Here is a 17,297-nt window from a genome sequence, read left to right on the forward strand (position 1 = left end):
CGGGCCCGGCCCATCACGCAACCGGGCGCTGAAGCGTCCGTTCGCCAAAGGAGTTGGCCACCGTGAAGATTCGTCTGCCCGAATTGATGTGGTATGGCAACCTGGACGTGGAAATCGAACTGCCAGACGATTGGGACGTCACCTTTTGCCCCATGCGCGGGGCCGAGCGCCCGGCCCTCGGCCAGGAGGCCATCGCCCAGGCCATCAAGAACCCCATCGGCTGCCCGCCGCTGCACCAGTTGGCCCGGGGCAAAAAGAGCGCCTGCATCGTTTTCGACGACATCACCCGGCCCACGCGCTGCGCCGAACTGGCCCCGGTGGTCATCGAGGAGCTGCTGGCCGCCGGCCTGGCCGAGGACGACATAACTTTCGTCTGCGCCCTGGGCTCCCACGGGGCCCACACCGCCCACGAGTTTCGCAAAAAACTGGGCGCCGATATCCTGGAGCGCTTCCGCGTCTACAACCACAACATCTACGAAAACTGCGTGGAGGTGGGCGTGACCAGCCGGGGCGCCAGGCTGCTGATCAACCGCGAGGTGGCCCAGGCCCAGGTCAAGGTCGGCCTGGGTTGCGTCACCGCCCACGCCCAGGTCGGCTTCAGCGGCGGCGGCAAGATCATCCTGCCCGGCGTCTCGCACATCGACACCATCAGCCACTTTCACATCGACGTGGAAAAATCGGCCGTCGAGACCACGGGTCTTGGTAATTTCGACAACAATATTCTGCGCTTCGAGATCGAAGAAGCCGTGCGCCTGGCCAAGTTGGATTTCAAGGTCGACGTGGTGACCAACGGCCGGGGAGCCACCATCGGCGTTTTCGCCGGCGACCCCATCGCCGAGCACCTCCAGGCCGTGGCCGCCGCCCGCGAGATCTACGCCACCGAACCCACGCCCACCGACATGGATGTGGTGGTGGTCAACGCCTTTGCCAAGGCCAACGAGATGGCCATCGCCATCCTGCTGGGGGCCATCGCCACCGGCAATTTCCAGGGCAGCGTGGTCTGCCTGGCCAACGCCCCCGAGGGCCAGGTCACCCATTATCTGGCTCGCAGCTTCGGCCGTGACTACGGCGGCCGCCAATATCCCATCGGCTTCGTGCCGCCCGGCCTCAACGTGGTGGTGGTGGCCCCGCACATGGACAAGACCTTCGGAGACTGGGTGGCCAACCCCCAAGACGCGCACTGGGTGAAGTCATGGGACAAGGCGCTGGAGTTGCTGAAAAAATGGCACGGCCCCGGCGCGCGCTGCGCGGTGTTGCCCAACGCCACCATGCAATATTTCGTCAACCAGACCGGCAGCGCCCACGACGTGTCCACCGCCGGCTGAGGTTTGGCGACCCCCGCGCTCGGCCCGAGGGCTTGGCGGCCGGGCGCGGGGCTTTGGGCTATTTCTTCTTGAGCACGGCACGCCAGCCGGTGGGCGGCACCAAGGGGCCGTAAACCTTGCTGACGTGGCTGGCCTGTTCGGTGACGTAGAAGGCGTCCGGGTCCAGGCTGGTGATGATGTCGGTGGCCTTTTGGGCGTCCTTGCGCCGGCAGGCCAGCAACACTTCGATCACCGGGCCGTCCTTGCCCTGGCCGGTGAAGGTGGTCACGGCATAGCCGGCATCGCGCAGGGCCTGGGCCATGGCCAGCGAGCTTCGCGGGCTGATGGCGTGGATGATCACGTGGCCCAGGGCCAGGCGCTTTTCCAGCTTGATGCCGGCCACGTTGCCCACCGAAAAGCCCAGGGCGTAAAACACGCCCAGTAACGGCTCGTCGGCGATCTGGGTGATCACCGCCGAGATGACGACCAACCACACCGATATCTCGATCAGGCCCAGGAAAAACGCGGTGAGCGTGCGGCCCGAGACGATGGCGATGGTGCGCATGGTGCCGGCCGAGACGTCGGCCACCCTGGCCACGAAAATGCCCAGGCCCAACAGCCACACCGACCACTCGATGCCCCAAAACATGGAACTACCTCTCCTTTCTGAAAAATTGCCCTCCTTTTAAGATGTACCACAAAAAACGCCGATCCCAACCACCATCTGGGCGGTCGGGATCGAGCGATGGGAGACGAGGCGACGGGCCGCCCGAAGGCGATCCCGCCGCCCCCCGGTCTGTCTTGAGAGTGCGGCACGGGGGCATCCTGCCCCGTGCTGCATCGGCTTGGCAAAAGCGCGGTTTTGCCAAGCCTCGCAAATCGCCCGCCTAATCAGGCTCGCGATTTGGCGCGCCGTCCCTGGCGCGCTTCGGCTGCTGCACGGTAACATGTATGTTTCACAGGTTATTATCTGTTTTTACAACATTTGTTATGTTGCACCGTGCAGCAGCCTCGTCTTACATGCCCCGGCGGTACATGCCGCCCACGTCGTAGAGGGCCTTGGTGATCTGGCCCAGCGAGCAGTGGCGCACGGTGTTGATCAGCTCGGCGAAGATGTTGCCGCCGTCCAGGGCCACCTGCTGCAAGTTGTGGAGGGCGGCCGGGGCCTGCTCGGCGTGGGCCCGATGGAACTGGGCCAAGCGCTGGAGCTGGCTTTGCTTTTCCTCCTCGGTGGCCCGGGCCAGTTCGACCACGCACGGCTCTTGCTCCTGCTCGACCCCGGCGGGCAGGAAGGTGTTGACGCCGATAATCGGCAACTCGCCGGTGTGCTTTTGGATCTCGTAGTAGATCGACTCGTCCTGGATCTTGGAGCGCTGGTAGCCCGTCTCCATGGCCCCCAGCACGCCGCCGCGGGCGGTCAGGCGGTCGAACTCGGCCAGGACGGCTTCCTCCACCAGGTCGGTCAGCTCGTTGACGATAAAGGCCCCTTGCAGGGGGTTCTGATTCTTGGCCAGGCCCCACTCGCGGTTGATGATCAGCTGGATGGCCAGGGCCCGGCGCACCGACTCCTCGGTGGGCGTGGTGATGGCCTCGTCGTAGGCGTTGGTGTGCAGGCTGTTGCAGTTGTCGTAGATGGCGCAGAGCCCCTGGAGGGTGGTGCGGATGTCGTTGAACTGGATCTCCTGGCTGTGCAACGAGCGGCCCGAGGTCTGGATGTGATACTTGAGCATCTGGCTGCGCGGGCCGGCGCCGTAGCGCTCGCTCATGGCCACGGCCCAGATGCGCCGGGCCACCCGGCCGATGACGGTGTATTCCGGGTCCATGCCGTTGGAGAAGAAAAACGACAGGTTGGGCGCGAAATCGTCGATGTTCATGCCCCTGGCCAGATAATACTCCACGTAAGTGAAGCCATTGGCCAGGGTCAGGGCCAGTTGGGTGATGGGGTTGGCCCCGGCCTCGGCGATGTGATAGCCGCTGATGGAGACGCTGTAGAAGTTGCGCACGTCGTTTTTGATGAAAAATTCCTGGATGTCGCCCATCATGCGCAGGGCGAAATCGATGCTGAAGATGCAGGTGTTCTGGCCCTGGTCTTCCTTGAGGATATCGGCCTGGACGGTGCCTCGGGCGGTGCGGAGCACCCGCTCCATGATCTGGCGGCGCTCGTCGTCGCTGGGCTGGCGGCCTTGCTCTTGCTGGAATTTGGCCAGTTGCTGGTCGAGGGCGGTGTTGAAGAAAAAGGCCAGCATGATCGGCGCGGGGCCGTTGATGGTCATGCTGACGCTGGTGTTGGGGTCGCAGAGGTCAAAGCCGTCGTAGAGCACCTTCATGTCGTCGAGGGTGCAGATGCTAACACCGCTGTTGCCGACCTTGCCGTAGATGTCGGGCCGCAGGTCGGGATCCCAGCCGTAGAGCGTCACCGAGTCGAAGGCCGTGGAGAGCCGGGCGGCCTTGGCGTCGCGGCTGAGCAGCTTGAAGCGACGGTTGGTGCGGAAGGGATCGCCCTCGCCGGCGAACATGCGGGTGGGGTCTTCGTCGGTGCGCTTGAAGGGAAACACGCCGGCCGTGAAGGGGAAGTTGCCGGGCAGGTTTTCGGCGCGCATCCAGGAATATATCTCGGCCGGATCCTCCCACTGGGGCAGGCAGACCTTGGGGATGTCGAGCCCGCACAGCGAACGGGTGGTCAGCGGCACGCTGAACTGCTTGTCGCGCACTTTGTATTTGTATTTGCTGCCGGAGTAGGCCTTTTGCAACTGGGGCCACTGGGCCAAAAGCTGGTGGGTCCGCTCGCTGAGGCCTTCCTCGAGCTTGTGCACCTCGGCGCGCAGGGCGTCCAGGGCCGGCTTGCGCTCCTTGTCGCCCTGCCAGAGCTTGGCCAGATAGTCGTGGGTGTTTTTCATCTGCCAACTGCGGCGGACGAGCGCGGCCTGCTGGCGGGTTTTTTGGTGATAGCCACGGATGGCCTCGGCGATCTCGGAGAGATAGCGCTCGCGATGGGCCGGCACGATGATGGTCTTGTCGGCGCTGCAATTGATGGCGGGCCGCTGGCGCGGCGAGGCGAACTCCACGCCGGTCTTTTGCCTGATCTTGTCCAGCAGGCCCAGGTACAAGGCCGTCACGCCGTCGTCGTTGAAGCGGGCGGCGATGGCCCCGTAGACGGGCAGCGCCTCGGGGTCGACGTCCCACAGGCCGCGATTGCGCTGAAGCTGCTTGCGCACGTCGCGCAGGGCGTCCTCGGCCCCCCGGCGGTCGAACTTGTTGATGACGACGATGTCGGCGAAATCGAGCATGTCGATCTTTTCCAGCTGCGAGGCCGCGCCGAACTCGCTGGTCATGACATAGAGGCTGATGTCCACGTGGTCGACCACCGCCGCGTCGCCCTGGCCGATGCCGGCGGTCTCGACCAGGATCAGGTCGAAGCCGGCCGCCCGGGTCACGGCGATGACGTCATCCAGGCCCTGGCTGATCTCCAGGCCGGAGCTGCGCGTGGCCAGCGAGCGCAGATAGACGCGTTCGGACTCCATGCTGTTGAGCCGGATGCGATCGCCCAGCAGCGCCCCGCCGCTCTTGCGCCGCGTGGGGTCGACGCTGATCACGGCCACGCGCTTTTGGGGGAAATCGTGCAAAAAGCGGATCAACAGCTCGTCGGTGAGGCTGCTCTTGCCCGCCCCGCCCGTGCCGGTGACGCCCACCACCGGGGCCGGCCGCTCGCCGATCAGCGGCTTCAACGCCGCCCGCCACTGGCTCATGTCTTGGCCGGCCAGGGCCGCCCGCTCCACCAGGGTGATGGCCCGGGCCACCAAGTCGGGACGATCGGCGCTCAGCTTGGCCAGATCGTTTGGCTTTTGCCCATTGCCCAGACTGTAGTCCACCGTCCGCACCAGGTGGTTGATCATCCCCTGCAGGCCCATGCGCCGGCCGTCCTCGGGCGAATAGATCTTGGTCACGCCATAGGCGTGCAACTCGGCGATCTCCTCGGGCACGATGACCCCGCCGCCGCCGCCAAAGACCTTGATGTGGCCGCAGTTGTTTTCCTTGAGCAGATCGACGATATACTTGAAAAACTCCACGTGGCCGCCCTGATAGCAACTGGCGCAGATGGCGTGGACGTCCTCCTGCACGGCGGCGCGGACGACGTCGCTCACCGAGCGGTTGTGGCCCAGGTGGATCACCTCCACGCCCGTGCCCTGCAAGATGCGGCGGATGATGTTGATGGCCGCGTCGTGGCCGTCGAAAAGCGACGCCGCCGTCACGGCGCGCACCGGGTTTTTGGGCGTGTAGGGCTTGATCGGTTCGGTCATGGCTCCCCCCTTGGTTTGGGGATGTGATTGCTAAACAAGCTGGCCCATCAGCAGGGCCGACTGATCCTCGATATATTTGGCCAGGCCGATGCCGGCCAGGGCCCAGTGCCGAAAGGCCCACATGTGGCCCAGCACCATGATGTTGTGAGCCATCAGCTCGATCTCGCCGCGGTTGAGCGGCCGCAACGAATAGTCCTCGACGCCCCGGCGCAGCAGCCCGATGAACATGCCCGTGATGCGCAGCTCGTGCTCCAGGACGTAGCGCTTGGACTCGGCGGGCAGGCTCTTGGTCTCTTGATAGATGAAGGTGATGTGCCGGCCCATGCCGTCACAGGCGGCGATATAGGCCTGGATGGCCGATTCCAGGGCGCGGGCCCCGCTGCCGCCGTGGGCGATGTGCGCCTGGAGGCTTTGCTCCATCTCCTGGTGGATGGCCTGGCAGACCAGATAGAGCACGTCTTCCTTGGTCTGGACGTATTCATAGAGCGAACCAATGGAAATTCCGGCGCTTTTTGCTATCTCGCGCGTGGTGGTCTTGTGAAAGCCCTTTTGCAGAAACAGGCTGACGGCCGCGTCGGCGATCTGCCGGCGGCGGCGCTGGACCAGCTCCTGGTCCTTGACCACGGTGGGGATTTGGCGAGCGCTTGCTTCCCGTTGGCTTGGCGTCATGCTACTGTTTCCCGTCTGTTGGCGAGCTTGCGCTGACTGAGCGCTCGCTCGGTGAGTAGTCTACCCAAATTTTAGCCGGCCTGTCAAGGGTTTTGGGGCGGGCGGCGCTTTCGCGCCCCGGGCGGGCGCGGTGATTATATAATAGAAGCGCCCGCCGTGTCGCGGCGCGCGTGAGTCGGGCGGGGAGAAATGAGCAAAGACAATGGGTTTGAGGTCGTGCGGGTCATTGCCGCCGAGCGGCCGGAACTGGCGCGGCGTTTTGGCGCGAAAAGCATTGGCGTGTTCGGTTGGTGCGCCAGGGGCGGCAGTGCCAGGTGAATACTATCTCTGTACTATCTGTACAGAATATCTCAAACGGCTCAAGATTGACCACGGAATATTAACAAATGTATGTTGGTTTTCTCTGTCAGTTTATGTGTAAGTAAATCAAAAACATTTTGTTTGTGCTGTGAACTGTGCGCATGTGACGCGCAAAGAATGGAAAAATTATTTATTGATAACGTGAACGATAGTATATCGAGGTCAAAATATGGAGTGGATTAACGTCGCGAAGGAATCACTTGAGTTTGCTTTTGCGTCCATCAGTGTTGGCGCGCTAGTGTATGGTGCCTGGATTGGAGGAAAAGCCGTTAAAAAGTACCAAATGCAAAATGAGATCGATGCGAAGTATTCTCTAATTGCAGCGGATAACGAAATTTTTGCTGTTGTTAGGTCTAAGCCGTTTTTAGAATCATTTTTTATGGTATGTGATGATAATATTTTGCCAAAAGATAAGGCTGACAGGCTATTGTCAGCGCTCCTTCATGGTACATCTGGAAGCTATAAGCGTTGGGAAAACGTTCAAGATATAGTTGACTGGCCCTGGGAAGAAAACGATTTCTTTTCCGAAGGTAAAGACCGATTTAGATATGGAACTTATTTGGCGGAACGTATTATTATTTTGTTAACGTTAGCTCATGGGGCATGGCAAGATAGGCTTATCTCAAAAGAAGATTATCATGGATATACAAATTACATTGATACGATTGGCCATCATCCGTTATTTTTAGCGGCAATTCATTATTGGGCTCGGCACCGTTTTATTCGCCAATCTTTTGCTGCTGAGCTTAGAAATAGGTTGTTAATGTCGCAAGAAGCTAAAGAGATGATTCATGTGATCTATCCACAAATTGAATCTGATAAATGGCTTGATATGATTCGTTAAAGCTCGTCTATGTTCTTCGCTGTTGTGCACGTTCAATCGCTTTTGTATCATCGTTCCGCCTTGCCAACACGCCCCATCGCGGATAGACTCGTGGCATCTATATCTAATGATGGAGCGGCCATGCACCAGCACCCCCACGGCGCGCACCCCGGCGGCCACCCGGCCGGTTTGGCGAAAAACGAAGGCGGCGTCCCGCCGCTGCGGCTATTGGCCTGGGAGACCACCAGGCGCTGCAATCTGCGCTGCCTGCATTGTCGGGCCGGGGCCGAGGACGAATGCTACCCCGATGAATTGACCACCGCCCAGGGCGAGGAGTTGCTGCGCGATCTGGCGACCATGGGCCGGCCGGTGGTGATCCTCACCGGCGGTGAACCGCTTTTGCGCCACGATATCTTTCACTTGGCGGCCTATGGCCACGGGCTGGGCCTGCGCATGGTCATGGGCACCAACGGCGTGTTGATCACCCCGGAGGTGGCCCGGCGGCTGGTGGAGGCGGGCATTCAACGCATCTCGGTTTCCATCGACGGGCCCGACGCCCAGAGCCACGACGTTTTTCGTGGCCAGCAGGGGGCCTTCGAGGGCTCCATGGCCGGCATCGCCGCGGCCAGGGCGGCCGGCCTGGAGTTTCAGGTAAACACCACCGTGACGCGGGGCAATCTGCCGTGGATGCAGGCGATCCAGGACTTGGCCCAGCGGCTTGGCGCGGTGGCTCACCATATCTTTTTGTTGGTGCCCACCGGCCGCGGCCGGGCGCTCAGCGGCGAGATCATCAGCGCCGAGGAATACGAAGACGTGCTAAACTGGTTTTACGACCAGCGCGGCAAGGCCTGCATGGAGCTGAAGGCCACCTGCGCGCCGCATTATTTCCGCGTGCTGCGCCAACGGGCCAAGGCCGATGGCCTGGACCTGACCTTCCAGAGCCACGGGCTGGACGCGGTGAGCAAGGGCTGCCTGGGCGGCCAGGGCTTCGCCTTTGTCAGCCATGTGGGCCAGGTGCAGGCCTGCGGCTATCTGGATTTGCCGGCTGGCGACGTGAAAAAGCAGCCATTTTCGCGCATTTGGCAAGAGTCCGAGCTTTTTGGCAAACTGCGTGACCCCAACCTGCTGGGCGGCAAATGCGGGCGTTGCGAGTATCGGCGGGTGTGCGGCGGCTGTCGTGCTCGGGCCTTCGAGGCCACGGGTGATGTGCTGGCCGAGGAGCCGTTGTGCGTGCACCAGCCGGCGCTCCGCTAGGCTGTCGTTGCATGATGTTCCATATGTTCCAGTTGCCTTGAAACGTCACCATAGTGTAATATTTTGTTTTCGTTGGCGTAATGGCTTTACGCTCTATAATTTGCATATCGATGAAACAAAACCTTTGTCCCGGAGGCGTTGCTAGAAGAAGCCTTGGCGGGGTTTTGTATGTTATGGCGGGCAATTAGGCCCCGACCGTCCGCTGGCACCAAACTTGCCATGAATCACGCATGCCGGCGCATGCCCCCGGGCTGGGCGCGGTTACCGCTAATGTGCCTATATATATTGGGTATTTGCGATGGCGGTGGTTGCCAAGTCGCGGTTTATGGGCTAAGAATATACGGCTACGACTGCTGGATACATGATATTTTCTACCGAAATACTATGCAATGCTAACGGCCGCCGTGGAGGGTCGACCTTCCGTGGCGAGATCGGCGCGAGGCGTCGGCCAGCATGGGCCGGCGACAGAGGCCGCCAGTCATCCGGAGAGGAATAATGCCCAATGATAATGTGACGATAGTTGGCCTGCATCTGGCATTGACTCTGTTCGGCCTGGGCATGCTTTTTCGCCTGGGCGCCTGGTTGTGGCGCAATGTGGGCGACGAGGCCAGGCAGGCCGGCGCGGGGGCGCGGGCCCTGGCGGCGGTCAGCGGCTTGCTGGGGACGATCTTCAGCGCCAAGGTCGTGACCCTGGTCAAGGCCCTGGTCCTGGACGTGCTGTTGCAGCAAAAAGTCTACAAGCAGGACAAGCTGCGTTGGGCGGCCCATATCTGTATTTACGTGGGCTTCATGCTGCTGCTGATCTTCCACGCTTTGCAGAGCGTGGTCAGCGTGGCGGTGTTCGACGACTTCCAGTCGACGCTCAACCCCTACTTGTTCCTGCGCAACTTCTTTGGCCTGGTGGTGTTGGCTGGCGTGGGCGTGGCCATCTATCGCCGGGTGACGATCAAGCCGATCAAGGCCATCAGCGGCGGGGCCGACAAGATCGCCCTGACGCTGCTGGCGGTGATCATGTGCTCGGGCGTGGTGCTGGAAGGGGCCAAGATCATCAGCCAGCGCGACTTCATGCGCATGAACGAAGACTACGGCAGCCTGGAGGGCGAGGAGCTCACCGCCCTCAAAGCCTATTGGGCCAAGAACTTTTCGGTGGCCTTCAGCGGCGAGGAACTCCCCTCCGACGAGGAGACCCTGGCCGCCGGCGCCGAGCTGCACGCCGACTCCTGCGCCTCGTGCCACTCCGAGCCCAACGCGGCCTTCATGAGCTACGCCGCGGCCCAGGTCATGAAGCCGGCCGCCGGGGCCCTCGATCGCCTCGATGCGCCCAGCCTGCTCTATTATCTGCACTATTTCGCTTGCCTGCTGGGCCTGATCTACCTGCCCTTCAGCAAGTTCTTGCACATCATCACCAGCCCCATCGCCATGGTGGTCAGCCAGGTGATGGACGAAAAGACGGCCGCGCCGGCGGCGGTGGCCCTGCGCCGGGCCATCGACCTGGACGCCTGCACCCACTGCGGCACCTGCACGCTGCACTGCTCGGTGCTGGCATCGTTCCAGACCATGGGCAACGACGGCATTTTGCCCTCCGAGAAGCTGGCCGCCTTCCGCAGCCTGGTCGCCGGAGATCGCCTAACCGACGCCCAGCTTTTCGCCCTGCGCGACGCCAACGACATCTGCACCCGCTGCCACCGCTGCACCGACCTGTGCCCGGTTGGCATCAACCTCCAGGGCTTGTGGACGGCTCTGAGCCAGGAGCTGGAGCATCGCGGCGTGGTCTCGACCTTTGTCGTCGCCCGCCAGGCCGTCAGCGGCTTGGGCCGGCCGGGCAAGGGCCAGGCCGTCAAGCTGGCGCGGCCCGAAAAGAGCCTGGTCTTCCAGGCCGACAAGTTCCGCAAGTGCTTCGAATGCCAGACCTGCACCAACTCCTGCCCGGTGGTGGCCGCCCACGCCGAGCCGATCAAGAGCCTGGATCTGGTTCCGCACCAGATCATGCACGCGCTGGCCATGGGCATGGTCGATCTGGCCATGGGCGCGCGCATGAACTACGACTGCCTGACCTGCTATCGCTGCCAGGAACAGTGTCCCCAGGGCGTGCCGATCACCGACATTCTCTACGAACTGAAGAACATGGGCTACCAGCGGGTCAAGAGCGGCCTGGAGGACGTGGCCTGAGCGACCGGCGCACGTGGATTCGATCCACAGCTGGCAAGGAGCATTAAAGATGCAATTCGCCTGGTTCCGTGGCTGTAAGATACCCTTTTACATGAGCCACTACGAAACCGCCTCGCGGGCGGTGTTGGACAAGATGGGCGTGGGGCTTGTCGATATGGAGTTCGGCTGCTGCGGCTACCCCGTGCGCAACCAGGACGCCGTGGCCCATCTGGTCTCGGCGGCGCGCAACCTGGCCATGGCCGAACAGGCCGGCCTGGATCTGCTCACGCCCTGCAAGTGCTGTTTCGGCAGCTTCAAGCACGCCATCCACGCCCTGGCCGAGGATCAGGGCCTGTTGGCCAAGGTCAACGGGGTGCTGGCCGGCGAGGGCCTGCGCTATCAGGGCAAGGCCAACGTGCGTCACATTTTGCAGGTGTTGCACGACGAGGTGGGCCTCAAGGCCCTCAAGGACAAGATCACGCGCCGTTTTGGCGGGCTCAAGGTGGCGGTGCATTATGGCTGCCACGCCCTGCGGCCCAGCGCCGTGACCCAGTTCGACGACCCCTTCGGTCCCAAGCTTTTCGACGAGTTGGTCGAGCTGACCGGGGCCAAGAGCGTGGCCTGGGGCCGCAAGCTCGATTGCTGCGGCGCGCCGCTGTGGGAAAAGAACGATGATTTGAGCCGCAAGATCGCCAAGATGAAGATCGACAGCGGCCACCAGGCCGGCGCGGCGATCATCTGCTCGGCCTGCACCTACTGCCAGATCCAGTTCGACACGATCCAGGCCCAGATGCTACAAGACGACAAGGAGCTCGACGCCTTGCCCTCGCTGCTCTATCCGCAGTTGCTGGGCCTGGCCCTGGGCCTGCCCGAGGACAAACTGGGCCTGCAGGCCAACGCCGTGGCTGGGGCCTGGGTGGCCAACCACATGGAATAACGCGCGCTTTCGCGCCCGCTGGCGAAGGTTGCCGGCGGGCGCGAGACCGCGGCCGAGTCGGTGGTGGCCGTGCGGGCCGAGGCGGGTTGACCGGCCTTGGGGCTCGGCGGCCCGCGCGGCGCGCCGGGTCACGCCGCTGGTGCAGCCATGAACGACCGCACGTGCAAGAGGTGTTCGGTGGCCAGGGTCAACGCCCTGGTGGGGGCTTATCGCCTGGCGCACCAGGCCGGGGACGGCCGGAGCTTGGAGCGGCTGCGCCTGGTGGCCCGGGAGGTCGGCCGCGAACTGCCGGCGGCGGCCGAGCTGTTGCGGTCGGGCCTGGCCGAACAAGAGCTGCGCGCCCTGTGCTGGAACGTCTCGTCGTTTCTCAGCGACCAGCAGGTGGAGCTGATCTTCGACCTGAAGCTTAGGCCGCCGGGCCCGCGCTGAGCGCGCCAGCCCCGGCCGGGAGCCAAGACCGCCGACCATGATTGATTCGGCCGAAAAAAACGCGCCGCCCTCCCTGGCCGGCGACGGCGTGTTGCTCTTGGACAGCGCGCTGATGATCATGGGCCTGAACATGACCGCCCGGCACCTGCTGGGCGGCGGCGTGGAGCCGGGCCAGCATTTTCGGCCAGAGCGTTTTTTTCGCGGCGAGGGGCTCGACGAGGTCGTCGGGGCCATCGGCGCGGCCCTGGGCCGGGGCGAAAGCCGCCTGGGCCTGCGCGCGGCCATGACCGACGCCACCGGCCACACCTTCAGCGCCGATTGCGCGGCCAGCCCCTTTTTCGAGCGGCCCGGGCGCATCGGCGGGGTGATCTTCAACTTCCGCGACGTCGACTTCGCGCCCCTGCGCGAGGGCCGCTTCGAGCCTTCCGAGCGCCTGCCCGAAATGCCACGCATGGCCTATTCGGCCCTGGTCGACAACCTGGCCGAGGGCATTTTCACCATCAACACCCGCTGGCGCATCACCTCGTTCAACCAGGCCGCCGAGCGCCTGACCGGCTATCGTCGCCAGGAGGTGCTGGGCCGCCACTGCTGGGACATTTTTCGCTCCGACCTCTGCGAAGCGGGCTGCCCCCTGCGCACGACCTTGGACAGCGGGGTGACGCGCATGGATCAGGACGTGCGCATGCTGCACAAGGAGGGCAAGCGCCTGGGCATCCTGGTCAACACCAGCGTGATCAAGGACGCCGGCGGGACCGTGGTGGGCGCGGTGGAGACCTTCCGCCCCCTGCTGGAGCAGGAACAGGCCCAGGATGTCGGTGACAACGGGCCCCATTTCACCGACATCATCGGCCAGAGCCAGCCCATGCGGCGGCTGTTCGAGATGCTGCCCGACGTGGCGGCCTCGGAGGCCAGCGTGCTGATTCAGGGCGAGAGCGGCACGGGCAAGGAGCTGTTCGCCCGGGCCATCCACCACAACTCGCCGCGCCGCCAGGGGCCGTTCGTGGCGGTCAACTGCTCGGCCCTGGCCGAGACGCTCCTGGAGTCGGAGATGTTCGGCCACGAAAAGGCCGCCTTCACCGGCGCGGTGCGTTCGCGGGTGGGCCGGTTCGAACTGGCCAGGGGCGGCACGCTGTTTTTGGACGAGATCGGCGAACTCAAGCCCGAGTTGCAGGTCAAGCTGCTGCGCGTGCTGGAGCAGAAGGTCTTCGAGCGGGTGGGCGGCACCAGGCTGATCACCATGGACGCGCGCATCATCAGCGCCACCAACCGCGACCTGGGCCAGGCCCTCAAGGACGGCCGCTTCCGCGAGGACTTGTTCTACCGCCTGCGCACGGTGCCGATGACTTTGCCGCCGCTCCGCCGCCGCCAGGGCGACATGCCGCTGCTGGTGCGCGGCTTTATCGAAAAGCTCAATGTCAAATACAACAAGCAGGTGCGCTCGGTCGACCCCAAGGTGATGAAAGTATTCAATAACTACGCCTGGCCCGGCAACGTGCGCGAGTTGGAGCGGGTCATGGAGCACGCCTTTGTCTTCGTGCGCGGCCCGGTGATTTTTCCGCACAATCTGCCGGCGCTGGACGAGTTCGCCCACGAGCGGCTCTCCGGCCCGGCCGCTGCGGACCGGCCCCCCCGGCCGGGCCAGGACGGCGAACGCGAGGCCATCGCCGAGGCCCTGCGCAAGGCCGGCGGCCGTCGTGGCGAGGCGGCGGCGCTTTTGGGCCTGAGCCGGACGTCTTTGTGGCGGCGGATGAAGGCGCTGGGCCTGGCCTGAGTGTTGCAAGTCGTTTCACCTGTTTCGTCTCTTGTTTCAATGGCAATAAATCAATAAATTCAAAGTGTTATCCTGTCGTGAGCCCTGAATGGTCCGCTGAACGGGCGGCTGAATGAAACCTCAGTCGTTTCAATTCTCCTATCTGGTATTACCATTTATCGCTTTTGTTAGTGTTTTCACTATATTGACCGGCTGGCCCGACTTTTGCTCTGCTTGAGGCCAAAGCGGCCGCGCCTGGCCGCTTTGGCAAAGGAGGTTTCAATGAGCGCGCAAGCAGTGCAACTGGATGAGCTGATCGACAGATATCCGGCCAAACCCGAATATCTCATATTTTTGCTGCAAGACATTCAGGCGGCCTACGGCTACATCTCGCCCGAGGCCATGGACCGCGTCTGTGACCACGCCGGTGTGCCCAAGAGCAGGGCCTATTCGGTGGCCACTTTTTATCAATCCTTCAGCCTGAAGCCCAAGGGTGAGCACAAGATTCGCGTGTGCATGGGCACGGCCTGTCACCTCAAGGGCGCGCAACGTCTGGCCGACGCGGTGGAGCGCAAGTTGGGCATCAAGCCCGACGAAACGTCGCCAGACCTCAAGTTCTCCCTGGAGGCGGTCCACTGCCTGGGCGCCTGCGCCATGGCGCCGGTGGTGGTTGTCGATGACGAATATCACGCCGGCGCGACCCCCGGCAAGCTGGACAAGCTGCTAGACAACGTGGCCCGAGACTAGGGTCCGGCGGGAGAAGTCCTGATGGCAAAAGCAATATCGATGGAGAGCCTGTCGGAGTTTCGCTTGGCCTCGCGCCAGGCGCTGGACGACCTGCGCCAGCAGATTCTGGCCGCCAAGGATCCGGCCAAGACCGAGATCGTGGTCTGTCATGGCACCGGCTGCCTGGCGGCCGGCAGTCCCAAGGTCACCGAGGCCATGCGCAAGGCCCTGGCCGAGGCCGACCTGGACATTGAAGTGCGTCCGGGGATCAAGACCACCGGCTGTCACGGTTTCTGTTCCCGCGGGCCGCTGGTGATCATCCAGCCCGAGGGCATTTTCTACCAAAAAGTCAAACCCGAGGATGTCGGCGAGATCATCCAAAGCACCATCATCGAGGGCCAGCCGGTGGAGCGCCTGCTCTACCGCAACCCCAACACCGGTGAAAAGATCATCAAGGCCGCCGACATACCTTTCTACAACCTGCAACAGCGGGTGGTTTTGCGCAATATCGGCCGCATCGACCCCACCGATATCGCCGACTCCATCGCCATCGGCAGTTATCAGGCCCTGGCCAAGGCCCTGCTCGAGATGACGCCGGAACACGTGGTGCGCGAGGTCGAAAAGTCGGGTCTGCGCGGCCGTGGCGGCGCGGGCTTCCCCACCGGCCGCAAGTGGCGCGGGGCCATGGCCGCGGCCAAGAAAAAGGGCGGGCCGGTCTACGTGGTCTGCAACGGCGACGAAGGCGACCCCGGCGCGTTCATGGACTGCATGGTCATGGAGGGCGACCCCCACGCCGTCATCGAGGGCATGATCCTGGGGGCCTTCGCCCTGGGGGCCCATCAGGGCTTCATCTACGTGCGCGCCGAGTATCCGGTGGCCATCAAGCACCTCACCATGGCCATGGATCAAGCCCGGACCCTGGGCCTTTTGGGCGAAAACATCCTGGGCTCGGGCTTCAGCTTCGACATTCAGATCAACCGTGGCGCGGGCGCTTTTGTCTGCGGCGAATCCACGGCCCTGTTCACCTCCATCGAGGGCAAGGCCGGCGAGCCCCGGCCCAAGTACGTCCGTTCGGCCGAGGAGGGCCTGTGGGGCAAACCCACGGTGCTCAACAATGTCGAGACCTGGGCCAACGTGCCCCAGATCATCGAAAACGGCGGCCAGTGGTTCGCCGGCATCGGCGTGCCCCACAGCACCGGCACCAAGGTCTTTTCGCTGGTGGGCAAGGTCAACAACGTGGGCCTGGTCGAGGTGCCCATGGGCGTGCCGCTGAGGACCATCGTCGAGGACATCGGCGGCGGCGTGCCCGGCGGCAAGCCCTTCAAGGCCGTGCAGACCGGTGGGCCCTCGGGCGGCTGTCTGCCCTACGCCCTGCGTGATGTGGCGGTGGATTTCGACTCGCTGACCAAGGCCGGCTCGATGATGGGTTCGGGCGGCATGATCGTCATGGACGAGCGCGATTGCGTGGTCGACGTGGCCCGCTACTTCCTGCGTTTTCTCGAGGAGGAATCCTGCGGCAAGTGCCTGCCCTGCCGCCTGGGCGTGACCAGGCTGCGCGAGATGCTCGACGAAATCAGCGCCGGCCGCGGCAAGGAGGAGGACATCGAGGCCATCCTCAGCTTGTCGGCGGCGGTCAAGGACGGCTCGCTGTGCGCCCTCGGCGGCAGCGCGCCCAATCCGGTGCTGACCACGCTCAAGTATTTCCGCGACGAATACCTGGCCCACATCACCGACAAGAAATGCCCGGCCGGCGTGTGCAAGGAGCTCATCACCTTCGCCATCGACGTCGACAAATGCACCGGTTGCGGCTCTTGCGCCCGCTTGTGCCCCCAGTCGGCCGTCAGCGGCGAAAAGAAAAAGCCGCACCAGATCGACCAGTCCCTCTGCATCCGTTGCGGCGTTTGCTACGATTCGTGCAAATTTGGCGCGGTGGTGATTTCCTGACGGCCGACGCCTGGCCGATGGAGGCATAGCGATGATTAAATTTACGATCAACGACCAGGTAGTCGAGGCCCAGCCCGGTTGGACCGTGTTGGAGACCGCCCGGCACTATGGCCTGCACATACCAACCCTGTGCTACCATGAGGCGGTCAGCCCGTCGGGGGCCTGTCGGCTGTGCGTGGTGGAGCTGCGCGACGGCGATTGGTCCAAGGTGGTGATCAGCTGCATGTACCCGGTGGCCGAGGGCATCAATATCTACACCGACAGCCCCAAGGTGCAGAACGTGCGGCGCTGGATCCTGGAGATGCTCCTGGCCCAGTGCCCGGCCGCCAAGGAGGTTCGTGACCTGGCCGCCCAATATGGCGTGACCAAGACCCGCTTCAAGATCAACGACCCCAACGAGGACTGCATGCTCTGCGGGTTGTGCGTGCGGGTTTGCGAGGAGGTCGTGGGGGCCAAGGCCATCTCCACCGTGGGCCGCGGCGCGCACAAGCAGGTCGCCCCGCCCTACATGCAGCCCACCGACGACTGCGTGGCCTGCGGCTCGTGCCTGACCATCTGCCCCACCGGGGCCATGGCTCGGCGGTTCGACATGTTGCGCGGCAAGCCCAAGGTGATCTTGGGCGCCGGGTCCAAGTAGGCCCGAAGGAGGATGGAC

General features: G+C 63.4%; 14 protein-coding genes. 11 read left to right on the forward strand and 3 right to left on the reverse strand.

What is annotated here, in order from left to right:
- The first annotated feature begins 62 nt into the window (after nt 1-62).
- Nucleotides 63-1,325 carry a lactate racemase domain-containing protein gene (locus tag DEBA_RS03880; RefSeq protein ID WP_013257601.1) on the forward strand — a complete coding sequence of 421 codons (1,263 nt, stop codon included), beginning with the start codon at nt 63-65 and terminating at the stop codon, nt 1,323-1,325.
- Nucleotides 1,326-1,383: 58 nt separating this feature from the next.
- On the opposite strand, the gene DEBA_RS03885 is transcribed toward DEBA_RS03880, so the two are convergent.
- The 3 genes from DEBA_RS03885 to DEBA_RS03895 form a co-directional block, all read right to left on the reverse strand.
- On the reverse strand, nt 1,384-1,953 hold the full coding sequence (locus DEBA_RS03885) for a DUF2179 domain-containing protein (RefSeq protein WP_013257602.1): 570 nt from the start codon (nt 1,951-1,953) through the stop codon (nt 1,384-1,386).
- Between the two features lie 367 nt (nt 1,954-2,320).
- A complete protein-coding gene (gene icmF / locus DEBA_RS03890; RefSeq protein ID WP_013257603.1) occupies nt 2,321-5,602 on the reverse strand; it encodes a fused isobutyryl-CoA mutase/GTPase IcmF in 3,282 nt (1,093 codons plus the stop codon).
- A gap of 30 nt (nt 5,603-5,632) precedes the next feature.
- The gene (locus DEBA_RS03895; RefSeq protein WP_013257604.1) at nt 5,633-6,271 is read right to left on the reverse strand and encodes a TetR/AcrR family transcriptional regulator; all 639 of its coding nucleotides are present in this window, start codon (nt 6,269-6,271) and stop codon (nt 5,633-5,635) included.
- 189 nt (nt 6,272-6,460) lie between these two features.
- On the opposite strand from DEBA_RS03895, the gene DEBA_RS18860 reads away from it, so the two are divergent.
- From DEBA_RS18860 to DEBA_RS03935, 10 genes are all read left to right on the forward strand, one after another.
- Complete coding sequence (locus DEBA_RS18860) at nt 6,461-6,589, forward strand: hypothetical protein (RefSeq protein WP_280985135.1); 129 nt, start codon at nt 6,461-6,463, stop codon at nt 6,587-6,589.
- A gap of 211 nt (nt 6,590-6,800) precedes the next feature.
- Nucleotides 6,801-7,475, forward strand: a complete 675-nt coding sequence (locus DEBA_RS18030) for a hypothetical protein (RefSeq protein WP_013257605.1) — start codon at nt 6,801-6,803, stop codon at nt 7,473-7,475.
- A 120-nt stretch (nt 7,476-7,595) separates the two neighbouring features.
- Nucleotides 7,596-8,708, forward strand: a complete 1,113-nt coding sequence (gene ahbD / locus DEBA_RS03900) for a heme b synthase (protein ID WP_013257606.1) — start codon at nt 7,596-7,598, stop codon at nt 8,706-8,708.
- Between the two features lie 495 nt (nt 8,709-9,203).
- Nucleotides 9,204-10,877: a 4Fe-4S dicluster domain-containing protein gene (locus tag DEBA_RS03905; RefSeq protein ID WP_013257607.1), complete on the forward strand. Its 1,674-nt coding sequence runs from the start codon at nt 9,204-9,206 to the stop codon at nt 10,875-10,877.
- A 49-nt stretch (nt 10,878-10,926) separates the two neighbouring features.
- Nucleotides 10,927-11,793: a CoB--CoM heterodisulfide reductase iron-sulfur subunit B family protein gene (locus DEBA_RS03910; RefSeq protein ID WP_013257608.1), complete on the forward strand. Its 867-nt coding sequence runs from the start codon at nt 10,927-10,929 to the stop codon at nt 11,791-11,793.
- Nucleotides 11,794-11,940: 147 nt separating this feature from the next.
- Nucleotides 11,941-12,222 (forward strand): hypothetical protein, encoded by a 282-nt coding sequence (locus DEBA_RS03915; protein ID WP_187288584.1) that lies wholly within the window; start codon nt 11,941-11,943, stop codon nt 12,220-12,222.
- Nucleotides 12,223-12,259: 37 nt separating this feature from the next.
- Nucleotides 12,260-13,993 carry a sigma-54-dependent Fis family transcriptional regulator gene (locus DEBA_RS03920; RefSeq protein WP_013257610.1) on the forward strand — a complete coding sequence of 578 codons (1,734 nt, stop codon included), beginning with the start codon at nt 12,260-12,262 and terminating at the stop codon, nt 13,991-13,993.
- Between the two features lie 261 nt (nt 13,994-14,254).
- Nucleotides 14,255-14,719: an NADH-quinone oxidoreductase subunit NuoE family protein gene (locus DEBA_RS03925; protein WP_013257611.1), complete on the forward strand. Its 465-nt coding sequence runs from the start codon at nt 14,255-14,257 to the stop codon at nt 14,717-14,719.
- Nucleotides 14,720-14,740: 21 nt separating this feature from the next.
- Nucleotides 14,741-16,642, forward strand: coding sequence for an NADH-quinone oxidoreductase subunit NuoF (locus DEBA_RS03930; RefSeq protein WP_013257612.1), 1,902 nt, complete (start codon nt 14,741-14,743; stop codon nt 16,640-16,642).
- 31 nt (nt 16,643-16,673) lie between these two features.
- Nucleotides 16,674-17,279 (forward strand): 2Fe-2S iron-sulfur cluster-binding protein, encoded by a 606-nt coding sequence (locus tag DEBA_RS03935; protein WP_013257613.1) that lies wholly within the window; start codon nt 16,674-16,676, stop codon nt 17,277-17,279.
- The last annotated feature ends 18 nt before the right edge of the window (nt 17,280-17,297 follow it).

The organism is Desulfarculus baarsii DSM 2075 (assembly GCF_000143965.1).
GTDB classification, from domain to species: Bacteria; Desulfobacterota; Desulfarculia; order Desulfarculales; family Desulfarculaceae; genus Desulfarculus; species Desulfarculus baarsii.

What these genes read in the sequence shown, in the direction of transcription:
- DEBA_RS03935 (WP_013257613.1), top strand. Translation starts at nt 16,674, where the DNA reads ATGATTAAATTTACGATCAACGACCAGGTAGTCGAGGCCCAGCCCGGT.
- DEBA_RS03895 (WP_013257604.1), bottom strand. Translation starts at nt 6,271, where the DNA reads ATGACGCCAAGCCAACGGGAAGCAAGCGCTCGCCAAATCCCCACCGTG.
- icmF (WP_013257603.1), bottom strand. Translation starts at nt 5,602, where the DNA reads ATGACCGAACCGATCAAGCCCTACACGCCCAAAAACCCGGTGCGCGCC.
- DEBA_RS03920 (WP_013257610.1), top strand. Translation starts at nt 12,260, where the DNA reads ATGATTGATTCGGCCGAAAAAAACGCGCCGCCCTCCCTGGCCGGCGAC.
- DEBA_RS18860 (WP_280985135.1), top strand. Translation starts at nt 6,461, where the DNA reads ATGAGCAAAGACAATGGGTTTGAGGTCGTGCGGGTCATTGCCGCCGAG.
- DEBA_RS03885 (WP_013257602.1), bottom strand. Translation starts at nt 1,953, where the DNA reads ATGTTTTGGGGCATCGAGTGGTCGGTGTGGCTGTTGGGCCTGGGCATT.
- DEBA_RS03930 (WP_013257612.1), top strand. Translation starts at nt 14,741, where the DNA reads ATGGCAAAAGCAATATCGATGGAGAGCCTGTCGGAGTTTCGCTTGGCC.
- DEBA_RS03915 (WP_187288584.1), top strand. Translation starts at nt 11,941, where the DNA reads ATGAACGACCGCACGTGCAAGAGGTGTTCGGTGGCCAGGGTCAACGCC.
- DEBA_RS03925 (WP_013257611.1), top strand. Translation starts at nt 14,255, where the DNA reads ATGAGCGCGCAAGCAGTGCAACTGGATGAGCTGATCGACAGATATCCG.
- DEBA_RS03905 (WP_013257607.1), top strand. Translation starts at nt 9,204, where the DNA reads ATGCCCAATGATAATGTGACGATAGTTGGCCTGCATCTGGCATTGACT.
- DEBA_RS18030 (WP_013257605.1), top strand. Translation starts at nt 6,801, where the DNA reads ATGGAGTGGATTAACGTCGCGAAGGAATCACTTGAGTTTGCTTTTGCG.
- ahbD (WP_013257606.1), top strand. Translation starts at nt 7,596, where the DNA reads ATGCACCAGCACCCCCACGGCGCGCACCCCGGCGGCCACCCGGCCGGT.
- DEBA_RS03910 (WP_013257608.1), top strand. Translation starts at nt 10,927, where the DNA reads ATGCAATTCGCCTGGTTCCGTGGCTGTAAGATACCCTTTTACATGAGC.